This is a genomic window from Polaromonas sp. (genome assembly GCF_041689105.1).
In the GTDB taxonomy this organism is placed as follows: domain Bacteria; phylum Pseudomonadota; class Gammaproteobacteria; order Burkholderiales; family Burkholderiaceae_C; genus Polaromonas.
Window position 1 is genome coordinate 1 of the sequence record NZ_JBDNGU010000097.1, and the last position, 21,057, is coordinate 21,057.

Genomic DNA, 21,057 nt, shown 5'->3' on the forward strand with positions numbered 1-21,057 from the left:
AAACAGGACATCATCATGACCGAGCACATTGCAAATACTGGCGCCTGGGGGATCGCGCTGATCGTCGCCGTTGTTGTCTCGTGGTTTCTGTACCGCTACCTTGCGCCCAGAACGTGGAAGGAATGGGCCAGCGCCAGCGTGAATCGACCGGGCAACGCTACCGAACAGATCGTTCGCACGGCCACTGTCCCGATGCTGCTGGTTCGCGCCACAAGCCCTGAAAGCCATCACATGACATCGACCTACTCAACCCAAACCAGAACGGAGACACCATGAAACCCACCCGGCAATTGCACGAACTCGGCCAGAGCCTGTGGCTGGACAACATCACCCGCACCCTGCTCGACGACGGCACGTTGGCGCGCTACATCGCCGAGCTTTCGATCACCGGCCTGACCTCCAACCCCAGCATCTTTGATGCCGCCATTGGCGGCGGCGACGCCTACGACGCGGCCATCCACGCCAAGACGCTGGCCGGTCTGGACGGCGAGGCGCTGTTCACAGAGCTGGCACTGGAGGACCTGCGACGCGCGGCCGACCTGCTCCGGCCGGTGTTCGACGCCACCGACCAGGCCGACGGCTGGGTCTCGATGGAGATCTCGCCGCTGCTGGCCGCTGACACCGCAGGCTCCGTCGCAGCAGCCGTTCAGATTCACGACCAGGCCCAGCGCGCCAACCTGTTCGTGAAGATTCCCGGCACGCCGCAAGGGGTAGCGGCCATCGAACAGGCGATCTTTCTAGGCATCCCCATCAATGTGACGCTGCTGTTTTCCAGCACCCACTACCAGGCCGCTGCCGAAGCCTATCTGCGCGGCATTGAACGGCGCCTGGCGGCGGGGCTCGATCTGCGCGTGGGCTCGGTCGCCTCGCTGTTCATCAGCCGCTGGGACGTGGCTGCTAATCCGCTGCTGCCTGCCGAACTGCAGCACAAGCTCGGGATCGCGGTCGCCCGCCAAACCTACCGGGCCTACCGCGAACTGCTGGCATCGACCCGCTGGCAGAAACTGGCCGCCGCCGGTGCCAAACCACAGCGCCTGCTATGGGGCAGCACCGGCACCAAGGACCCTTCGGCACCCGACACGCTGTATGTCAGCGCCCTGGGAGCGCCCGACACCATCGACACGATCCCCGAAAAGACCCTGCTTGCATTCGCCGACCACGGCGAGTTGCAGGATGTGATGCCAGCCGACGGTGGTGACGCCGAAGCGGTGCTGTCGCAGATCAGCCGTGCGGGCGTGGATCTCGAAGCACTGGCCGCAAAGCTTCAGCAGGACGGGGCTCAGTCATTCGTCAAGTCGTGGCAGCAACTGTTGCAGCGGATCGCCGTGAAGTCGGGTGCGCGCAACCCCGCCCACTGATGACCCAACGGATATGAGCCCGCTCATCAGCCCCCTCGCCGGCAAGTCCCTGCCGCCAGACAAGCGCGTCGACCTACAAAGCCTGCTGGCCGCGTACGCCGATCTGCAGCCTGACCCCGCCGTGCCGGCGCAGCGCGTGGCATTCGGCACCTCGGGTCATCGCGGCATCTCGTTTGACCGCAGTTTCAACGCATGGCATGTGCTGGCGATCACGCAGGCCATCTGCGAGCACCGCAGGGGCAAAGGCATCGATGGCCCGCTGTTCATCGGTGTGGACACACACGCCCTGTCAAAGCCGGCCTTCGAAGACGCGCTGCAGGTACTGGCTGGCAACGGCGTGCAGACAATGATTGCGCGGGGCGGCGAGTTCACGCCCACGCCGGCGGTGTCGCATGCGATCCTGGTCTACAACCGGGACCGCACCAGCGGCCTGGCCGACGGCGTCGTCATCACACCGTCGCACAACCCGCCCGACAGCGGCGGCTTCAAATACAACCCTCCCCATGGCGGCCCGGCCGATTCCGACATCACCGGCTGGGTGCAAGAGCGCGCCAACGCCTTGCTCGAAGGCGGCCTCAAGGATGTCAGGCGCATGGCGCTGGCCCAGGCGCAAAGAGCCGCTACGACGCACGAACACGACTACCTGAACGCGTATGTCGCCGACCTCGCCCATGTGATTGACTTTGATGTGATTCGCGGCGCCGGCCTGCGCCTGGGCGTTGATCCGCTTGGCGGCGCCGGCGTGCACTACTGGGCGCAGATTGCAGAGCGCTACCAGCTCGACCTGACGGTGGTCAACACAGAAGTCGATCCGCAATTTGCTTTCATGACGGCAGATTGGGACGGCAAGATTCGCATGGACCCGTCGTCGCGCTACGCGATGCAAGGGCTGATCGCGTTGAAAGACCACTACGACATCGCCTTCGCCTGCGATACCGATCACGACCGCCACGGCATCGTGACAAGCAGCGCCGGCCTGCTGCCGCCAAACCACTACCTGAGCGTCGCCATCGACTATCTGTTCCAGCATCGACCGCAGTGGAGTGCAACACTGGCGATCGGCAAGACAGTGGTCAGCAGCACGATGATCGACCGCGTCGCTGCCCGCCTCGATCGCACCTTGTTCGAGGCACCGGTCGGCTTCAAATGGTTCGCGTCCGGCCTGTTTGACGGCAGCCTGGGCTTCGGCGGTGAGGAGAGCGCCGGGGCGTCTTTCCTGCGCCGCGACGGCAGTGTGTGGACGACAGACAAGGACGGCATCGCAGCGGCGCTGCTGTCGGCCGAGATCACCGCCCAATCCGGGCGCGACCCGGGTGCCCGGTACCGCGAGCTGTGCGCTGAGTTCGGCGAGTCATTTGCCGATCGCGTCGATGCACCGGCGACCCAGATGCAGAGGCAGGCGCTGGCGCAGATGACGCCCCGACAGATCGTTCAGACCGAACTGGCGGGGGAGCCCATCACCAGCGTGATCGACCGGGCGCCTGGCAACAACGCGGCGATCGGCGGCATCAAGGTCAGCACGAAGAGTGGCTGGTTCGCCGCACGGCCCTCAGGCACCGAAGACATCTACAAGATTTACGCAGAGAGCTTCCGCAACCCCGCCCACCTGCACCATCTGATCGCCGAAGCGCAACGCATCGTGGACAACGCCATCGAACCCAAGGAATCATCATGACGACACTGACCCCCGACCTCCTTCACAAGATGCACGCCTGGTGGCGGGCCGCGAACTACCTGTCGGTAGGGCAAATCTACCTGCACGCGAACCCACTGCTCGAAGAGCCGCTGACGTTGGCGCACATCAAGCCGAGACTGCTTGGGCACTGGGGCACCACACCTGGGCTGAACCTGCTGTACGTGCACCTGAACCGCCTGATCAGGGAGCACGACCTCGACATGATCAACATCATCGGTCCGGGCCACGGGGGCCCAGGGCTGGTGGCGAGCACCTACCTTGAAGGCACGTACACCGAAACCTATCCGGACATCTCGCGAGACCGCGACGGCATGCGCAAGCTGTTCCGTCAGTTTTCGTGGCCGGGAGGCATTCCGAGCCACGTGGCGCCAGAAACACCAGGCTCGATCCACGAAGGCGGTGAACTCGGCTATTCGCTGGCGCATGCCTACGGCGCGGCCTTTGACAACCCCGGGCTGATCGTGGCTTGCATCGTCGGTGACGGTGAAGCAGAAACCGGCGCGCTGGCGACAAGCTGGCACTCGAACAAATTCATGAACCCGGCGCGCGATGGTGCGGTGCTGCCGATCCTGCATCTCAACGGATTCAAGATCGCCAACCCCACCGTGCTGGCGCGCATCGGCCGCGAGGATCTGACGGCACTGCTGCGCGGATATGGCCACGAGCCGCACTTTGTGATCGGCGACGATCCCATGGTCGTCCACCAGCAACTGGCGCAAACGCTCGACGTCGTCCTTGCGCAGATCCACGCCATTCAGGCGGCGGCGCGTGCACCGCATGCAGCCAAGCCTCCGCCGCTCCCCCGCTGGCCGATGATCGTGTTGCAGACGCCCAAGGGCTGGACAGGCCCCAAGGAGGTCGATGGCCTGCCGGTAGAAGGCACGTGGCGGGCGCATCAGGTGCCGATCACGCAGTTCAGCAACGCCGATCACATTCGCCAACTCGAAGACTGGATGCGCAGTTATGCACCGCAGGAACTGTTCGATGCCAACGGCCGCTTCCGCGAGGAGTTTGCAGAGCTTGCACCGGTCGGGACTCGGCGCATGGGCGCCAATCCGCACGCCAACGGCGGTGCATTGCTCGCACCGCTGGTCATGCCGGACTTCCGCGACTTCGCAATCCCGGTTTCGGTGCCAGGCAACACGATGGGAGAGTCCACACGCGTGCTCGGCGGCTTCCTCGCCGAGGTGATGCGCAGGAACACCGAAAGTGGTAACTTCCGTCTTTTCGGCCCGGACGAAACCGCGTCCAACCGGCTCGGTGCGGTGGTAGAAACCGCAGACAAGGCGTGGATGGCCGAGATCGACGCGGTCGATATGAATCTGTCGGCCGACGGCCGGGTGATGGAAGTGCTGAGCGAGCACTTATGCGAGGGCTGGCTCGAAGGCTATTTGCTGACCGGGCGCCACGGCCTGTTCTCGTGTTACGAAGCCTTCATTCACATCATCGACTCGATGTTCAACCAGCATGCCAAGTGGTTGAAGGTCTGCAGCCAAATTTCGTGGCGCAAGCCCATCGCGTCGCTGAACTACCTGCTGACATCGCATGTCTGGCAGCAGGACCACAACGGCTTCTCGCACCAGGACCCGGGCTTCATCGATGTAGTGGCCAACAAGAAGGCCGACGTGGTGCGCATCTATTTGGCACCCGACGCGAACTGCCTGCTGTCAATCACCGACCATTGCCTGCGCAGCCGCAACTACGTGAACCTGATCATCGCCGGCAAGGCACCCGCCTTGCAGTGGCTCGATATGGAATCCGCCGTACACCACTGCACGGCAGGCGCGGGTATTTGGCCCTGGGCCAGCAACGATTCTGGTGGCGAACCCGATGTAGTGATGGCCTGCGCGGGCGACGTACCGACGCTCGAAACGCTGGCCGCCGTGGCGCTGTTGCGTGGGTATGTGCCGGATCTGCGCGTTCGCGTCGTCAACGTGGTCGATCTGATGGCATTGCAGCCGCAGTCAGAGCATCCGCACGGCTTGGGCGACGACGCGTTTGATGCCATGTTCACACGCGACAAACCCATCGTGTTCGCCTTCCATGGTTACCCGGGCCTGATTCACCGCCTGACCTACCGCCGCCACAACCACGACAACCTGCATGTGCGCGGCTACAAGGAAGAAGGCACGACGACCACGGCCTTCGACATGGTGGTGCTGAACAACATCGACCGCTATCAGTTGGCGCTTGATGCCATACGCCGCGTCCCGCGTTTGGCGCACCTGGTTGAGCAGGCGACTCAACGTTATGACGCGAGCATCGCCCAGCACAAGGCCTACATCAGCGAACACGGCGAGGACTTGCCGGAAGTGCGTGACTGGCGGTGGCCCGCATGAGTCATGACGCCGACCAGCCCGTGCTGGCGTTGAACGTCGGCTCATCGTCGCTCAAGTTCGGCGTCTTCATGGTGGGCACAAGCGGCAGCCGCGTGTTGATCTCCGGTGCCGAAGAAACGGTTGGCGAGCCGCAAGAGGCGTTGGCTCGCATCGCGCACCGAATACAAGCGCAGGGCTTGCCCGCGCCCGTGGCGGTTGGCCACCGTATCGTTCATGGCGGGCCGCAATATCGCCGCCACACCTTGATTGATGCTGCGGTGATGCAGCAACTGCAAGCCGCGACCGCGTTCGCCCCTTTGCACGTACCGCCGGCACTTGCGCTGGTGAGTGCGGCGCAGGCGCGCTTCCCCGGTATCGCGCAGGTGGCGTGCCTGGACACGGCGTTCCATGCAGGCATGCCGGATGTGGCCCGCGCACTGCCCATCCCGCGCGAGCTTCGCGCGCTGGGGATCGAGCGCTACGGCTTTCACGGCCTGTCGTGCGAATCCATCCTGCGGCAACTCGGCCATGATGTGCCGCCCCGGATAGTGGTTGCCCATCTCGGACACGGTGCGAGCGTCACCGCAGTAGCCCACGGTGCGTCAGTGGACACCAGCATGGGTCTGACGCCGAGCGGCGGCGTGATCATGAGTACACGCTGCGGCGACATCGACCCCGGCGTGCTGGCGTATATGGTTCGCGAGCATCGCTATGACGCGGCTCAGCTCGAAGCACTGATCGACCAGCGCTCGGGCATGCTCGGCATTTCTGGCCTCAGCGGCGACTTGCGCGAGCTGAATGCTGCTTCGGCTTCGTCATCCGCTTCGGCCGGTGACGCGCGGCTGGCCATCACCATGTTCTGCACATCCGTGCGCAAGCAAATTGCCGCGATGGCGGCTGTGCTCGGCGGCGTGGACCTGCTGGTCTTCACAGGAGGCATCGGTGAGAACGATGTGGCGGCGCGCACTTTGATATGCGAGGGCCTCGAGGCACTGGGCATTCACAAGGAAGCCGTGCGTGTGATGCCGGCACAGGAAGACAAGCAGATCGCCTTGCGCACCTGGCAGATCACCCAAACCCCGCATTGACCGCACCGGAGAATATTGCCATGACGAATCCCCTCGACCAGCAGTGCATCGACACCCTGCGCTTTCTCTCGGTGGACGCCGTGCAGAAGGCGGGCAGCGGCCACCCCGGCATGCCGCTCGGCGCGGCACCCATGGCTTATGCACTGTGGACGCAGGTTCTCAAGTTCAATCCCCACAACCCGGGCTGGGCTGATCGCGACCGCTTCGTGCTCTCCGTCGGCCACGGATCGGCGCTGCTCTACAGCCTCCTGCATCTCTGCGGCTACGACCTCTCACTCGACGACATCAAGACTTTTCGGCAATGGGGCAGCAAGGCACCGGGTCATCCGGAGCGCGGGCACACCCCAGGCGTTGAAGTCACCACTGGGCCGCTGGGCCAGGGCTTCGCCAATGCGGTAGGCATGGCGATCGGCGAAGCGCAGCTCGCGGCCCGCTACAACCGGCCGGGGCACACGGTCATCGATCACCACACCTATGTGATCGTCGGCGACGGCGACCTGATGGAAGGCGTGGCGGCCGAAGCCACTTCGCTCGCCGGGCATCTGAGGCTCGGCAAGCTGGTCTGCCTGTACGACGACAACCGCGTGACGCTTTCTGCCGGTACCGATATGGCATTCACGGAAGATCGGGCCGCACGGTTCGCGGCTTGTGGCTGGCACACCGTGGCGGTTCCTGATGGCAATGACGTCGAGGCGATCACTGCCGCGCTGCAAGCTGCGCATTCAGAAAGTTCAAGACCGTCATTGATCCTCGTGCGCACGCACATCGGCTACGGCTCGCCGAACAAGCATGACAGTTTCCAAGCACACGGCTCGCCGCTGGGCGTGGACGAGGTTCGTCTGACGAAGCAGCGTCTTGGCTGGCCCACCGAGCCGTCGTTCCTGATCCCCGAAGCGGTTACCGCGCGCATGCGGGAGGCGCTCACACGGGGAAAACGCGACGAGGCCGTATGGGACGCGCGCATGCAGGCCCACGCACTGGCGTTTCCCGATCTGGCTGCAGAGCTGCAGTGCAGCTTGCGCGGTGACCTGCCAGCCGGCTGGGACATCGGCATACCGGTGTTTCCCGCCGATGACACGGGCTTGGCCACACGGGCTGCGTCGGCCAAGGTGATGAACGCCATGGCCCGGCGGCTGCCCGCGTTGACCGGCGGCTCGGCCGACCTGGACCCTTCGACCAAAACCGCGCTCAAGGGGTGTGGCGATTTCAATCCACCTGTGACCCAGACCGACGACACACAGGGCTCCGACAGCGGCGGCTGGAGCCAGGCCGGCCGAAACCTGCACTTCGGCGTGCGCGAACACGCGATGGGCGCCATCGTCAACGGCCTGGCCGCGCACGGTGGTTTCATCCCCTACGGCGCCACCTTCCTGATCTTCTGCGACTACATGCGGCCGGCGCTGCGCCTGGCGGCGCTGATGAAGCTGCATGTCGTTCATGTATTCACCCACGACAGCCTGGCCGTCGGCGAAGACGGGCCCACGCACCAGCCGGTGGAGCAGCTGGCCAGCCTGCGCGCGATACCGGGGCTCACCGTGATCCGACCGGCCGACGCCAATGAAACTGCGGTGGCGTGGAGGGTGGCCGTGGAAAGCTGCCATCGTCCGGTGTTGCTGGCGTTGACCCGACAGGCGGTTCCCACGCTGGACCGCAGCAGGTATGCCAGCGCCGAAGGCTTGCGCCGCGGAGCCTATGTGCTCAGCGATGCGCAGGGCCAGCCGCCCGCGCTCATCCTCATCGCCAGTGGGTCAGAGGTCGCCTTGATCCTGGCCGCCGCCGAGCGGCTGCAACGCGAGGGCATCGCGGTGCGGTGCGTGTCGATGCCCAGTTGGGACTTGTACGACGCGCAGCCGCAGGGCTATCGCGACGAGGTACTTCCACCCAACGTGTCTGCGCGGCTGGCGGTAGAACTGGGCGTGGCGCAGGGCTGGCATCGCTATGTCGGTGACCGCGGCGATGTGCTCGGTGTTGAACGTTTTGGTGCATCCGCCCCGGCTGACATCCTGCTGCCCGAATATGGCTTCACGATCGACAACGTGGCATCACGGGCGCGGGCGCTGCTGAGCGGCTGATGCGCGACTCTATCGACGCACCACGCCGCGCCCTGCTTTGGCTGCAGCCCTTCGTGTAATGCGAATGCGCTCGCAGTCCGTCATGAGGAACACAGCGATGATTCGTCGGTGTCCCATGCGTTGGGTCGTCGTGCCAGAAGCGTGGCCGCGTCCACATCGATCAGGTCACCAATGTGCTGGATCGTCACGTCGGCCTTGGTGGCCATGGAGGCAGTGGCCGGGTCCATGGCGTAGTGCCCCTGTCGGGGGAGCACCGTCGTCAAACGGTCACCCAGCACGCCTTTGACCGCGGCCAGCAGCAGCACCTTGTCGTCCACCATGACATAGTGTTTCGCTGGATGGAGGCGCTGCACGGCTGCGACCATCTGCTCCTTGTGAACATAGATCAGGACCCGACCGCCCACGGCGTCCCACAATCCGGAACGCTGGATCTTGCGCGGCTGAAACACCACGTCGCCATCCGACAGAATCACCGTCGGCCCGAACTGATCGAGGTGGGCAATGACCTCAAGCGCCCGCGGGTACAGGCGTTCGGCGAATGGGTAGTCGATCAGATAGCTCGACATCAGGAGCAGCCGCTCATCGGCGGACACACCGTGTTCAGCGTTGGCCCGGTAGCGCTGCAGCGCACCCAGGTAATCGGCGTAGCCCAGTTCTTCGCGCAGTTCTTCGAAGATGCACCAATACCGCATCGCTGAGGAGGCGCCGAATGCGCGCTCAAGATGCGCCCTGAGGTCTGAAACGATGCTGTCGTTGTCGAGCAACGTGTTGTCCACATCCAGCAGGAACACCACGTCGGAGGTCGCGTTACGGCTCATGTCCAAACCCCTTTGGCAGATCGCCAGTAGATTGCCGCCGGCCGCCTCATGGCGGGTCCTCTGCGGATTTTTCTGCGTGGCCACCGAATTCGTAACGCATCGCCGACAACACCTGGTTGGCAAAGCCGGCTTCACCGCGTGACGCGAACCGTTGGTACACGGCGGCGCTGAGCACAGGCACCGGTACGGCCTCATCAATCGCCGCCTGCAGCGTCCAGCGGCCCTCTCCAGAATCGGAGACACGCCCGCCGTAAGCCTCAAGCTGCGGGTCCTGCAGCAATGCGTCGGCCGTCAAATCGAGCAACCACGAGCCGATCACGCTGCCGCGACGCCAGACCTCGGTGATGTCGGGCAGGTTCATCTCATACTGGTAGAACTCAGGGTCGCGCAGCGGCGTGGTCTCGGCATCGGCAGTCTGTGACCCTTTGCCAATATTGGCGTTGCGCAGGATGTTCAGCCCTTCGGCATAGGCCGCCATCACGCCGTATTCGATGCCGTTGTGAACCATCTTGACGAAGTGGCCGGCGCCGTGCGGTCCGCAATGCAGGAAACCTTGCTCTGCGCTGGCGTGGTCGCCGCTGCGCCCGGGCGTGCGCGACACGGCGCCTGCACCCGGAGCCAGAGCCATGAAGATCGGCTCCAGGCGTTTCACAACATCGGCTACGCCGCCGATCATCAGGCAGTAACCCCGCTCCTGACCGGCAACGCCGCCACTGGTACCGACATCGACATGGTGAAGGCCTGCTGCGGCCAGATCTTTGGCGCGCCGGATATCGTCGCGGTAATACGAATTGCCGCCGTCGATCACGATGTCGCCCGCGTCCAGATGCGTTACCAAATCAGCGAGTACCTGGTCCACGGCGCCAGCGGGCACCATCAGCCAGATCGCACGCGGCCGGGTCATCTTCGAGACCAGTTCGGCAAGCGACGCTACGCCTTCGGCACCCTCACTTTGCAAGCTGGCCACCACCGCAGGCTGCCGGTCATGAACAACACACCCGTGGCCCTTCTTCAGCAGGCGCCGAACCATGCTCGCGCCCATTCGACCCAAACCGATCATTCCAAGCTGCATTTGAATTTGATTCTCCATTGTCCTGACCGCCTCCCAAGCCGCGCGCCAGACATGGATGCGCATTTTACTTTGGCGTGTCGGTATCAAGAGGTCATGTTACTGTAGCGGCCCCGCCTTGGCCCGTCTGTGCGTTGCCCCGCATTGCCGGGGGTGCGCCACCGCACAGACGCTCCGCGTCTGGCGTCGTAACGTGTCCACACCGGGTTGAAGTTGCGCATTCGCAACGCAGCCATATCCAGTCCGACCGCTACACAGGAGGTGCGCACCATGTCCACGGGCTATACCCAACCCTTGTACATCCTGCCTTTCGATCACCGCTCGTCGTTCGTGAGCGGCATGTTCGGCTGGAGCGGCGTGCTCAAGCCTGAGCAGACCGCGCAAATCACCGCCGCCAAGCGCGTGATCTATGACGGCTTCTCGGCCGCAGTGGCCGGCGGTGTTGACCCGCACAAGGCCGGCATCCTGGTGGACGAGCACTTTGGTGCCGACATCCTGCGTGATGCAAAACACAGCGGCATCATCACGTGCGCCCCTGTGGAGAAAAGCGGGCAGGACGAGTTCGACTTCGAGTTCGGCGAGGACTTCGAGCGCCACACCGAGGCTTTTGCACCCAACTTCTGCAAGGTGCTGGTGCGTTACAACCCCGAAGGCGATGCGGCCGTAAACCACCGCCAGTCGTCGCGCCTTCGGAGACTGTCCGAGGCCCTTGTAGGTAGCCCGTCAAGATTCATGTTCGAGCTGCTCGTGCCCGCAACGTCCTCGCAACTCGATGCCGTCGCCGGAAACGCACAAGCCTACGACCGCAAGCTCAGGCCCGCACTGATGCTGCGCGCCATCAGCGAGTTGCAGGATGCGGGGGTCGAGCCCGATGTGTGGAAGGTGGAAGGCCTGGAAAGCCGTGACGACTGTGTGCGAATCGTGTCCACGGCGCGGCGCGGCGGGCGCGAGAGCGTGGGCTGCATCGTGCTTGGGCGCGGCGAGAGCGAGCAGCATGTTCGTGCCTGGCTAGCCACCGCGGCCGGCGTGCCCGGGTTCATCGGCTTTGCTGTCGGCAGGACCACATTCTGGGACTCGTTGATCAGCTTGCGCGATGGGACCATCGACCGGCCGGCGGCTGTTGCCGAAATTGCCCGGAGATACCGCAGCTGGGTCGACTTGTTCGAGAAAGCAAAGAACGCAGCAGGCGCTTCGGTCGCAGATGCTTGAATTCGGCGACGCACAGGTTGACGCTCTGCAGCGGCACTCCTTCCAGTACTTCCTGTGCGAAACCAACCTGGCCAACGGACTTGTCGCCGACAAGTCGCAGCCGGGCTCGCCAGCGAGCATCGCGGCGATGGGCTTCGCGCTGGCGGCCTATCCGGTGGGCGTCGAGCGCGGCTGGATGACACGCGCCGATGCGCTGGCCCGTTCGCTCGCGATGATGCGGTTCCTCTGGGCCAGCCCGCAAGGCACCGCGCCTGGGGCGACCGGGCACAAGGGCTTCTACTATCACTTTCTCGACATGGACACCGGACAGCGCGCCGGCTCGTGCGAGTTGTCCACCATCGACACCACCTTTCTGCTCGCCGGCATGCTGGCCGCCGCCGCTTACTTTGACCAGGACGACGAAAGCGAGCAGGCCCTGCGCAGGCTGGCCGACGCGCTCTACCGCCGGGTCGATTGGGCGTGGGCATGCAACGGGGCCGCGACGGTAACACATGGGTGGACGCCTGAAGGCGGCTTTCTGCCTTACCGCTGGCGTGGCTACGACGAAGCCACCCTGCTGTACGTGCTCGGGCTGGGTTCGCCGACGCACCCGCTGCCGGCCGAGAGCTACACGGCCTGGACCTCGACCTATGAATGGAAAACAATTTACGGCCACGAATTGCTCTACGGCGGCCCGCTCTTCATTCACCAGTACTCGCACATCTGGCTGGACATGCGCGGCATCCAGGATGCCTTCGCGCGCGCGCGAGGCATCGACTACTGCGAGAACAGCCGCCGCGCGACCTACGTGCAGCGCGAGTACGCCATCCGTAACCCGCTGGACTTTGCGGGCTATGGCGAAAACTTCTGGGGCGTGACCGCGAGCGACGGGCCGGGCTGGACGACGCGCCGGATCAAGGGCATTGAGCGCTCTTTCTTCGACTATGTCGCCCGAGGCGTGCCGTACGGCCCCGATGACGGAACGATTGCGCCCTGGGCCGTGGCCGCATCGCTGCCGTTCGCGCCAGAAATTGTGCTGCCGACCCTGCAGAATTTCAAGGACGTCTATCCACAGATCACCGGCGAGTATTGTTTCAGATGCAGCTTCAACCTGACATTTGCGGGCGAGGGAGAAGGCAACGGTCAGGCCGGCTGGACATCGCCCTATCACTTTGGCATCAACCTCGGCCCGGTGGTGCTGATGTGCGAGAACTACCGGTCTGATTTGCTCTGGCGGTTGATGCGCGGCTGCCCCTATGTCGTCACCGGCCTGAGGCGGGCCGGATTCACGGATGGCTGGCTGACATGAACGCCGAACGTCAGACGCAAGAGCCGGCAGACGACGCTCAGGCGTTCTTTTTGATGGACTCCCCCACCACATTGACGATGCGTTCTATGTGCTCTTTTTCCACAATGTAGGGCGGGCAGATCACGATGTTCTCGCCCGCCGGCCGCACCAGCACACCTTGTTTGAAGCAGTCCATGAAGACGTCGTAGGCGCGTTTGCCTGGTGCGCCGGCGACAGATGCCAGCTCCACCGCGCCGGCCAGCCCCAGGCTGCGGATGCCGATCACGCTGGGCAGGCCCTTCAGGCCGCCATGCAGCGCGTCACCCAGCACCATGCCCATCTCGCCCGCGCGCTCAAACAGGTTTTCTTCCTTGAACAGGCCGAGCGTCGCCATGGCGGCCGCGCAGGCCACCGGGTGGCCGGAGTAGGTGTAGCCGTGAAAAAACTCGATGGCGTGCGCCGGACTGCCGGCATTGGCGTCCATCATGGTGTTGTAGATGCGGTCGGTGCAGATCACGCCGCCCAGGGGAATGACGCCGTTGGTCACCGCCTTGGCGAAATTGAGCATGTCGGGCACCACGCCGTAGTAGTCAGCGCCGAAGTTGGTGCCCATGCGGCCAAAGCCGGTGATGACTTCGTCAAAAATCAGCAGAATGCCGTGTTTGTCGCAGATCTCGCGCAGGCGCTTGAGGTAACCTTTGGGCGGCAGGTACCAGCCGGCACTGCCGGACACCGGCTCGACGATGACGGCCGCGATGTTGCTGGGGTCGTGCAGCGGCAAAATGCGCTGCTCCAGCTCCAGCAAAATGTCTTCTTCCCACACCGGTTCGGCGCCGTGAATGTAGGCATGTTTGACCGGGTCGTGGATGAAACGCATGTGGTCCACCCGCGGCAGCAAGGCCGCGCCGTAGACCTTGCGGTTGGCCGGGATGCCGCCCACGCTCATGCCACCAAAGCCGACGCCGTGGTAACCCTTTTCACGGCCGATGAACACATTGCGGTGGCCCTCGCCGCGCGCGCGGTGGTAAGCCAGCGCCACCTTGAGCGAGGTGTCGGCCGCTTCGGAGCCGGAGTTGCAGAACAGCACCTGGTTCAAATCACCCGGCGCCATCGCGGCGATCATCTCGGCGGCCTTGAAGGCCTGGTCGTTGCTGGCCTGGAAAGCGGTCGCGTAGTCCAGCGTGTCGAGCTGCTTTTTGATGGCCTCGTTGATCGGCTTGCGGTTGTGGCCGGCGCCCACACACCACAGGCTGGAAATGCCGTCGAGCACCTGCTTGCCGTCGTGTGTGGTGAAAAACATGCCGTCGGCCTTCACGAACACACGCGGGTCTTTCTTGAAGCTGCGGTTCGGCGTGAAGGGCAGCCATTGGTGGTCCATATTGAAATCGGGGTAGGCCATTGCAAAATCTCCTGCTTCGGTAAGGTCGGTGGTTGACGGCGCTTGAGGTGCCTGAAGTGCATTCTGGCACCCTTGGCGACAGCCCGCTGCACGCAGCAAGCTCACCTGCGACAATTCTTCCCATGAGCCCTGTTTATATTCTTACCCTGTCCTGCCCGGACCGCGCCGGCATTGTTCATGCGGTGTCCGGCTTTTTGTTCGAGCGCGGCGGCAACATCCTGGAGGCGGCGCAGTTCAGCGACGACAAGCGGGACGACACGGCCGCCGACGCCACGGGCCTGTTTTTCATGCGGGTCAGCTTCGGCTACAGCCAGTTGCCCTTTGAGGTGCTCAAAGAGCAGCTCGCCGTGCTGGGCACCCAGTTCGGCATGCGCTGGAGCCTGCACCAGGCCACGCAGCCCATGCGCACCGTGCTGCTGGTCAGCAAGGAAGGCCATTGCCTGAACGACCTGCTGTTCCGCTGGAAGTCTGGCCTGCTGCCGCTGGACATACGCGCCATCGTTTCCAACCACCGTGACTTCTACCAGCTGGCGGCCAGCTACAACGTGCCCTTCCACCACATCCCGGTGACGGCCGCCACCAAGGCCGACGCCGAAAAGCGCCAGTACGACATCATCGAAGCCGAAGGCGCCGAGCTGGTGGTGCTGGCGCGTTACATGCAGATCCTCAGCGACGACCTGTGCCGCAAGCTGGCAGGCAGGGCCATCAACATCCACCACTCGTTTTTGCCGAGCTTCAAGGGCGCCAAGCCCTACTACCAGGCCCATGCGCGCGGCGTCAAGCTGATAGGCGCAACCGCCCACTACGTGACGGCCGACCTCGACGAGGGCCCGATCATCGAGCAGGACGTGGCCAGAGCCGACCACAGCAAAACCGTGGAAGCCCTGACCGCCATGGGCCGCGACACCGAAAGCCAGGTACTGGCTCGCGCCGTGTTGTGGCACAGCGAGCACCGGGTGCTGCTGAACGGGCACAAAACCGTGATCTTCAAGTGAGCCCCCCCGGTTGCTCACTGCGTGTAGCTCAATGAAAACCCCATGACCGCCGCGCGCATCCCACCCATCCAGTGCCTGCTGACCTTTGAAACGCTGGCACGGCTGCGCAGCGTGACGCAGGCGGCGGAAGAGCTCAACGTCACGCCCAGCGCGGTGAGCCACCGGGTCAAGCAGCTTGAGCAGATCATTGGCACCAAGCTGTTCGGGCGGGCTGATTTTTCACTGACGACCGAGGGCAGCGAGTACCTGGCCCATGTGCGTGAGGGCCTGGCGACGCTGCAAAAATTTCCGGGTGCTGCCGGACAGAGCGGCATGCCGGGCAAACGCAAGCTGCGCCTGGCCGTGACGCCGACTTTTGCGCGCTCCATCCTGATCCCGCGCCTGCGCCAGTTCACCGAGGCCTACCCCGAGATCGACCTGACCCTGCAGGTGTCGATTCCGCTGCTCGACGTGGTGGCCGAAGACGCCGATCTGATGGTGCGTTTTGGCACCGGGCGTTATGCCGATGTCGAACATGTCTGCCTGATGAAAGACGAGGTCACGCCGCTGGCCTCACCCGCTTATGTGCGCGAACACGGGCCGTTTGAAGCGCCGGAGGACCTGAACGGCGAGGCGCTGCTGCGCTCGCCGCTGGAGCCCTGGCGCACCTGGTTTGCCGCCCATGCGCTGGACTGGCTGGAGCCGGTGGACGGCTCGCAGTTCAACGACATCGGCCTGATGTGCGACGCTGCCGCCGCCGGCATGGGTGTGGCGCTGGTGCGGCTGAAACTGGGCGCGCCGTGGCTGGAACACGGCTCGCTGGTGCGTCTGTACGAGCGCAACGTCCCCAGTCCGCACGCCCACTACCTGTGCTGGCGCACCGGCATGATGGACCGCTGGGAATGCGCGGCTTTTGCCGACTGGCTCAAAAAATCGGTCAGCTGAGCCTGCGGCTTGTATCTGCAAGCCTTTTGACCCTCCAGCCCTTGTTCCACGGACCTGAGAAGCTATCAACTTGATAGCGTGCGGGTTTTCACAAAAGGCCCTCAATTTCTTCACGCCCGCAGCTGGCGCTTTGCTTTACAGTGGCTGAACCATGAACGCACCTCTGGATACCCAACACCAAAGCCAGCTTGAACGCGCCGCGCGCCAGGCCGAAGTCGTCAAGGCCCTGCAGGCCGTGTTGCCGGCGCATGCGCTGCTCTGGAACAACGAAGACACCACACCCTACGAATGCGACGGCCTGACCGCCTACCGCCAGCGTCCGCTGGTGGTGGCCCTGCCCGAAACCTACGCCCAGGTGCAGGCCGTGCTGCGCACCTGCCACACGCTACAGGTACCCGTGGTGGCACGCGGCGCCGGTACCGGGCTGAGCGGCGGCGCCATGCCGCACAAGCTGGGCGTGACGCTGTCGCTGGCCAAGTTCAACAAGATTTTGAAGATGGATGCGGCCAGCCGCACCGCCGTCGTGCAGGGCGGCGTGCGCAACCTGGCCATCAGCGAGGCCGCCGCGCCGCTGGGCCTGTATTACGCACCCGATCCGTCCAGCCAGATCGCCTGCACCATAGGCGGCAATGTCGCCGAAAACTCGGGCGGCGTGCATTGCCTCAAGTACGGCCTGACTCTGCACAACGTGCTCAAGGTGCGCGGCTTCACCGTGGAGGGCGAAGAAGTCGAGTTCGGCAGCGACGCGCTGGACGGTGCGGGTTACGACCTGCTGTCCGTCATCATCGGCAGTGAAGGCATGCTGGCGGTGACCACCGAGGTCACCGTCAAGCTGGTGCCCAAACCGGTGCTGGCGCGCTGCATCATGGCCAGTTTCGACGACCTGCGCAAGGCCGGTGACGCGGTGGCCACGGTGATTGCCGCCGGCATCATCCCGGCCGGGCTGGAGATGATGGACAAACCCATGACCGCCGCCGTCGAGGACTTTGTGCATGCCGGCTACGACCTCAACGCCGAGGCGATACTGCTCTGCGAAAGCGACGGAACGCCAGAAGAAGTCGAGGAAGAGATCGGCCGCATGAGCGCGGTACTGCGCAGTTGCGGCGCCACCGCGATTGCAGTCAGCCAGAACGAGGCCGAGCGCCTGCGCTTCTGGAGCGGCCGCAAAAACGCCTTCCCGGCGTCGGGCCGCATCAGCCCCGACTACATGTGTATGGACTCGACGATTCCGCGCAAACGCCTGGCCGACATTTTGCTGGCCATCCAGCAGATGGAGATCAAGTACGGCCTGCGCTGCGCCAATGTCTTTCACGCTGGCGACGGCAACCTGCACCCGCTGATAATGTTCGACGCCAACGATGCCGACCAGTTGCACCGCTGCGAGCTGTTCGGCGCCGACATCCTGGAAACCAGTGTGGCCATGGGGGGCACGGTCACCGGTGAACACGGTGTGGGTGTGGAAAAGCTCAACTCCATGTGTGTGCAGTTCTCAAGCGAAGAAAACGAGCAGATGTTCGGCGTCAAACGCGCGTTTGATCCGCAGGGCCTGCTCAACCCCGGCAAGGTGATCCCGACGCTGCAGCGCTGCGCCGAGTACGGAAAAATGCTGGTGCGCGGCGGCAAAATTTCGCACCCTGACCTCCCCAGGTTCTAGAGAATATGGCCGCCTCGGTCGCACTTCGAACCCTGCACTTGCTTCAATCGTCATCCCGGACTCGATCCAGGATCCATGCTTCATGAGCCACCACCGGTCTTTTGTGGAATGGATGGCGGGTCAAGCCCGCAATGACAGTCAAGGTCGGTGGGACGGCCCGGCGCTGCTGCCATGACAGGCTTGCGCGGCCTGGCCTGGCTGCTGCTTCTGCAGTCCCTCGGCGAGTTGTTGTCGCGCGCGCTGTCCCTGCCTTTCCCCGGCCCTGTGGTCGGCATGGTGCTGCTGCTGGTCGCGCTGCGCTGGTCGCTGGTGCGCGAGCCCGTGGCCGCCTGCGCCGACTTTCTGCTGGCCCACCTGTCGCTGCTGTTTGTACCGGTCGGTGTGGGCGTCATGACACATCTGTCGCTGCTCGGCGAATACGGCGGGCGCCTGCTGCTGGTCATCGGCCTGTCAACAGCGGTGGGGCTGGTGGTGACAGCGCTGGCCCTGAATTATTTGTGGCGCAGAAAGTGATGCCTGCCCATGCCTAAATTCGTTGAACTCTGGGTTTACCTCTCGGCCACACCGCTGTTTGGCCTGACGGCCACGCTGGTGGTTTATGTGCTGGCTCAGGCCGCTTATGCGCACCTGCGGCAGGCGGCCTGGGCCAACCCGGTGTTCTGGACGGTGCTGGTGATCGCGGCGGTGCTGCTGGCCACCGGCGTGCCCTACCCGACCTATTTTGCCGGCGCGCAGTTCATCCACTTTTTGCTTGGGCCGGCCGTGGTGGCGCTGGCCTGGCCGCTGTGGCAGCGCCGGAGCGAGTTGCGCCAGCGCTGGGGACGGTTGCTGCTGGCCGCGCTGGCCGGAGGCGCGGCGACTGCCGGTTCCGCCGTGGCGCTGGGCTGGGCGGTCGGCCTGCCGGTTGATGTCTTGCTGTCGCTGGCGCCCAAATCGGTCACCGCTCCTGTGGCCATGGGCATTGCCGAAAAAATCGGCGGTATCCCGGCGCTGGCTGCGGTGTTTGCGGTCATGGCAGGGCTGATAGGCGCACTGGCCGGCAAGTACCTGTTTGACCTGTGCCGCATTCCGCTCGATGCCGCCGGCTGGACGGCACGCGGCTTTGCGCTGGGCACGGTCTCGCACGGCATAGGCGCAGCCCGCGCCATGCAGGTCAACGCCGACGCGGGGGCTTACGCCGGCCTGGCGCTGGGGCTGCAGGTGGTGCTGGCGTCGCTGCTGCTGCCCTTGGTGTTCCGCCTGCTCTAACCATTTGCTATTAAATTAGTAGCTGACGGCGCTTGCGGGACAAGGGCTTGAGGCCTTTTTTGCTTAAGAACAGGCAGGGTGACCAGGTAAGGCTTCTTCAGTGCCCCTTATTCACCAGGTATCGACAAAACGCGCAGCACCGGCCGGCCGGACCTGCGCCGACAGCAAGCCCCGCTCCAGCCAGAGCCGCGTTTGCGCGGGGTCAATCACCGCGTCGATCTCCAGCGTGGCAGCCATGTTGAGGGCGCTGCCGTTGTCATACTGGCGCGCCACCAGCTGCGCGTACAGCGCCTCGCGCGCGGGGCCTTCGGGCACCGCTTCGAGCTCCTTGCGGTAACCGAGCCGCACCGCGCCTTCCAGCCCCATGGCGCCGAACTCGCCGGTGGGCCAGGCAACGCTGAACATCGGCGAGTGAAAGCCGCCGGCCGTCATGGCCATGGCGCCCAGGCCGTAACCCTTGCGCAGCACCACACTGAAAAACGGCACACGCAGATGCGCGGCAGCGACAAACATGCGGCTGACATGGCGCACCTGCGCGCGCTCTTCCATGTCGGGGCCGACCATGAAGCCCGGCGTGTCCACAAAACTCACCAGCGGCAAACCATGGGTGTTGCACAGCTGCATGAAACGCGCAGCCTTGTCGGCGGCGTCAGCATCGATGGCGCCGCCCAGGTGCTGCGGGTTGCTGGCGATGATGCCCACCGGCCGTCCCGCGATACGCGCCAGCGCGGTGTGGATGCCCCGCCCGAAACCCGTGCGCAGCGCAAGCACGCTGCCGTTGTCGGCCACGCCATCGAGCACGGCGAGTGTGTCGTAAACGCGCAGGCGGTTCTCGGGCACCACTGCACGCAAGGCGTTTGCATCCGGTGCCAGCCAGTCTTTCACGGCGCCCTGGAAAAAAGACAGGTAGTGGCGCGCGGCCACGACCGCCTGCGCCTCGTCATCGACCAGCACATCGATCACGCCGTTGCCGTGCTGCACGGCACTGGGGCCAATCTGCTCGGGCTTGAACACGCCGAGGCCGCCGCCTTCAACCATGGCCGGCCCGCCCATGCCGATGTTGCTGCCGCGGGTGGCGATGATCACGTCGCTGCAGCCCAGCAAGGCCGCATTGCCGGCAAAACAGCGGCCAGCGGCAATGCCGATCACCGGCACCTGGCCCGACAGCCGCGCATAACTGGCGAAGGTGCTGACATGCAGCCCCGCGACGATGGGCATGTCGGTGTCACCCGGCCGCCCGCCGCCGCCTTCAGCAAACAGCACCACCGGCAAGCTGTTTTGCAGCGCGATGCCGAGCATGCGGTCGGTTTTCTGGTGGTTGCGCATGCCCTGGGTACCAGCCAGCACGGTGGCGTCGTAAGCCATCACCACTGCCCGGCTGGCCTGGGCGCCAAACAGGCCGCCGTTGATGCTGCCGATACCGGTGACCATGCCGTCGGCCGGCGTGTTGGCCATCAGGTCTTCTTCACTGCGGCGGCTGCGCTGGGCCGCGACGGCCAGTGCGCCGTATTCGATGAAGGAGCCCTCATCGCAGAGATCGGCGATGTTCTCGCGCGCGCTGCGCAAGCCCAGCGCGTTGCGTTTGGCGATGGCTTGCGGCCGGCTGGCGTCCCGCGTCAGTGCATCGCGGTCCAGCACCCCTTGCAGATCCCGCCGAAGGCCGCGCTGCGCCGCCGGCACCGGGGCCGCAGCCGGCGTGACCAGCGGGGTTGCAGCCGGCCCGGCCTGCAGCGTCGCCAGAATGGCACCGGCCTCAACCCTATCGCCTGCACTGAAAAACACCTCCCCCAGAAAGCCGGCATGTGTTGCACGGACTTCGTGCTCCATCTTCATGGCTTCGAGAATGACCAGCACATCGCCAGGTGATATGGCGCCACCGGGTGGAAGCTGCCACTGAACAACCTGGGCTTGCAAAGGGGAAAGGACCGAGGGCATGGCGCAT

16 protein-coding genes and 1 pseudogene are annotated in these 21,057 nt (G+C 64.5%); 13 read left to right on the forward strand and 4 right to left on the reverse strand.

Annotated elements, in window-relative coordinates:
- From ACESMT_RS09950 to tkt, 6 genes and pseudogenes are all read left to right on the forward strand, one after another.
- Positions 1-276 (forward strand): annotated as a pseudogene (locus ACESMT_RS09950) (hypothetical protein); the annotation flags it as partial.
- Positions 273-1,358: a transaldolase gene (gene tal / locus ACESMT_RS09955; RefSeq protein ID WP_372826423.1), complete on the forward strand. Its 1,086-nt coding sequence runs from the start codon at positions 273-275 to the stop codon at positions 1,356-1,358. The pseudogene ACESMT_RS09950 and the gene tal, both read left to right, overlap by 4 nt.
- Positions 1,359-1,371: 13 nt before the next feature.
- Positions 1,372-3,033 carry a phosphoglucomutase (alpha-D-glucose-1,6-bisphosphate-dependent) gene (gene pgm, locus ACESMT_RS09960; protein ID WP_372826424.1) on the forward strand — a complete coding sequence of 554 codons (1,662 nt, stop codon included), beginning with the start codon at positions 1,372-1,374 and terminating at the stop codon, positions 3,031-3,033.
- A complete protein-coding gene (locus tag ACESMT_RS09965; protein WP_372826425.1) occupies positions 3,030-5,393 on the forward strand; it encodes a phosphoketolase in 2,364 nt (787 codons plus the stop codon). The genes pgm and ACESMT_RS09965 overlap by 4 nt, the downstream gene beginning before the upstream one ends.
- Positions 5,390-6,460, forward strand: a complete 1,071-nt coding sequence (locus tag ACESMT_RS09970; protein ID WP_372826426.1) for an acetate/propionate family kinase — start codon at positions 5,390-5,392, stop codon at positions 6,458-6,460. The genes ACESMT_RS09965 and ACESMT_RS09970 overlap by 4 nt, the downstream gene beginning before the upstream one ends.
- Positions 6,461-6,480: 20 nt before the next feature.
- Positions 6,481-8,532 carry a transketolase gene (gene tkt, locus ACESMT_RS09975; RefSeq protein ID WP_372826427.1) on the forward strand — a complete coding sequence of 684 codons (2,052 nt, stop codon included), beginning with the start codon at positions 6,481-6,483 and terminating at the stop codon, positions 8,530-8,532.
- A gap of 80 nt (positions 8,533-8,612) precedes the next feature.
- On the opposite strand, the gene ACESMT_RS09980 is transcribed toward tkt, so the two are convergent.
- Both ACESMT_RS09980 and gnd read right to left on the reverse strand, forming a co-directional pair.
- Positions 8,613-9,350, reverse strand: coding sequence for an HAD family hydrolase (locus ACESMT_RS09980; protein ID WP_372826429.1), 738 nt, complete (start codon positions 9,348-9,350; stop codon positions 8,613-8,615).
- 46 nt (positions 9,351-9,396) lie between these two features.
- Positions 9,397-10,422 carry a phosphogluconate dehydrogenase (NAD(+)-dependent, decarboxylating) gene (gene gnd / locus ACESMT_RS09985; protein WP_372826430.1) on the reverse strand — a complete coding sequence of 342 codons (1,026 nt, stop codon included), beginning with the start codon at positions 10,420-10,422 and terminating at the stop codon, positions 9,397-9,399.
- A 267-nt stretch (positions 10,423-10,689) separates the two neighbouring features.
- Between gnd and ACESMT_RS09990 the strand changes: the two genes are divergently transcribed.
- Entirely contained in the window at positions 10,690-11,628 is a 939-nt protein-coding gene (locus tag ACESMT_RS09990; protein WP_372826431.1) for a 2-deoxy-5-keto-D-gluconate 6-phosphate aldolase domain-containing protein, read from the forward strand.
- Entirely contained in the window at positions 11,621-12,916 is a 1,296-nt protein-coding gene (locus ACESMT_RS09995; RefSeq protein WP_372826432.1) for a glucoamylase family protein, read from the forward strand. Before ACESMT_RS09990 ends, ACESMT_RS09995 begins: the two co-directional genes overlap by 8 nt.
- A gap of 37 nt (positions 12,917-12,953) precedes the next feature.
- Here ACESMT_RS09995 and ACESMT_RS10000 read toward each other — a convergent pair whose 3' ends face one another.
- Positions 12,954-14,294: an aminotransferase class III-fold pyridoxal phosphate-dependent enzyme gene (locus ACESMT_RS10000; protein ID WP_372826433.1), complete on the reverse strand. Its 1,341-nt coding sequence runs from the start codon at positions 14,292-14,294 to the stop codon at positions 12,954-12,956.
- A gap of 122 nt (positions 14,295-14,416) precedes the next feature.
- Between ACESMT_RS10000 and purU the strand changes: the two genes are divergently transcribed.
- From purU to ACESMT_RS10025, 5 genes are all read left to right on the forward strand, one after another.
- The gene (gene purU, locus ACESMT_RS10005) at positions 14,417-15,289 is read left to right on the forward strand and encodes a formyltetrahydrofolate deformylase (protein ID WP_372826434.1); all 873 of its coding nucleotides are present in this window, start codon (positions 14,417-14,419) and stop codon (positions 15,287-15,289) included.
- 42 nt (positions 15,290-15,331) lie between these two features.
- Positions 15,332-16,213: a LysR substrate-binding domain-containing protein gene (locus tag ACESMT_RS10010; RefSeq protein WP_372826436.1), complete on the forward strand. Its 882-nt coding sequence runs from the start codon at positions 15,332-15,334 to the stop codon at positions 16,211-16,213.
- 151 nt (positions 16,214-16,364) lie between these two features.
- Entirely contained in the window at positions 16,365-17,867 is a 1,503-nt protein-coding gene (locus tag ACESMT_RS10015; RefSeq protein ID WP_372826437.1) for an FAD-linked oxidase C-terminal domain-containing protein, read from the forward strand.
- 171 nt (positions 17,868-18,038) lie between these two features.
- Positions 18,039-18,380, forward strand: coding sequence for a CidA/LrgA family protein (locus tag ACESMT_RS10020; protein ID WP_372826438.1), 342 nt, complete (start codon positions 18,039-18,041; stop codon positions 18,378-18,380).
- 9 nt (positions 18,381-18,389) lie between these two features.
- On the forward strand, positions 18,390-19,115 hold the full coding sequence (locus ACESMT_RS10025) for an LrgB family protein (RefSeq protein WP_372826439.1): 726 nt from the start codon (positions 18,390-18,392) through the stop codon (positions 19,113-19,115).
- Positions 19,116-19,226: 111 nt separating this feature from the next.
- On the opposite strand, the gene ACESMT_RS10030 is transcribed toward ACESMT_RS10025, so the two are convergent.
- On the reverse strand, positions 19,227-21,050 hold the full coding sequence (locus ACESMT_RS10030; protein ID WP_372826440.1) for a carboxyl transferase domain-containing protein: 1,824 nt from the start codon (positions 21,048-21,050) through the stop codon (positions 19,227-19,229).
- Positions 21,051-21,057 lie beyond the last annotated feature (7 nt).

Bases quoted from the DNA above. Each gene is read 5' to 3' on its own strand.
- tal (WP_372826423.1), top strand. From the start codon at position 273: ATGAAACCCACCCGGCAATTGCACGAACTCGGCCAGAGCCTGTGGCTG.
- purU (WP_372826434.1), top strand. From the start codon at position 14,417: ATGAGCCCTGTTTATATTCTTACCCTGTCCTGCCCGGACCGCGCCGGC.
- ACESMT_RS09965 (WP_372826425.1), top strand. From the start codon at position 3,030: ATGACGACACTGACCCCCGACCTCCTTCACAAGATGCACGCCTGGTGG.
- ACESMT_RS10030 (WP_372826440.1), bottom strand. From the start codon at position 21,050: ATGCCCTCGGTCCTTTCCCCTTTGCAAGCCCAGGTTGTTCAGTGGCAG.
- ACESMT_RS09990 (WP_372826431.1), top strand. From the start codon at position 10,690: ATGTCCACGGGCTATACCCAACCCTTGTACATCCTGCCTTTCGATCAC.
- ACESMT_RS10025 (WP_372826439.1), top strand. From the start codon at position 18,390: ATGCCTAAATTCGTTGAACTCTGGGTTTACCTCTCGGCCACACCGCTG.
- ACESMT_RS09970 (WP_372826426.1), top strand. From the start codon at position 5,390: ATGAGTCATGACGCCGACCAGCCCGTGCTGGCGTTGAACGTCGGCTCA.
- ACESMT_RS09995 (WP_372826432.1), top strand. From the start codon at position 11,621: ATGCTTGAATTCGGCGACGCACAGGTTGACGCTCTGCAGCGGCACTCC.
- ACESMT_RS10010 (WP_372826436.1), top strand. From the start codon at position 15,332: ATGACCGCCGCGCGCATCCCACCCATCCAGTGCCTGCTGACCTTTGAA.
- ACESMT_RS09980 (WP_372826429.1), bottom strand. From the start codon at position 9,350: ATGAGCCGTAACGCGACCTCCGACGTGGTGTTCCTGCTGGATGTGGAC.
- gnd (WP_372826430.1), bottom strand. From the start codon at position 10,422: ATGCAGCTTGGAATGATCGGTTTGGGTCGAATGGGCGCGAGCATGGTT.
- pgm (WP_372826424.1), top strand. From the start codon at position 1,372: ATGAGCCCGCTCATCAGCCCCCTCGCCGGCAAGTCCCTGCCGCCAGAC.
- ACESMT_RS10000 (WP_372826433.1), bottom strand. From the start codon at position 14,294: ATGGCCTACCCCGATTTCAATATGGACCACCAATGGCTGCCCTTCACG.
- tkt (WP_372826427.1), top strand. From the start codon at position 6,481: ATGACGAATCCCCTCGACCAGCAGTGCATCGACACCCTGCGCTTTCTC.
- ACESMT_RS10015 (WP_372826437.1), top strand. From the start codon at position 16,365: ATGAACGCACCTCTGGATACCCAACACCAAAGCCAGCTTGAACGCGCC.
- ACESMT_RS10020 (WP_372826438.1), top strand. From the start codon at position 18,039: ATGACAGGCTTGCGCGGCCTGGCCTGGCTGCTGCTTCTGCAGTCCCTC.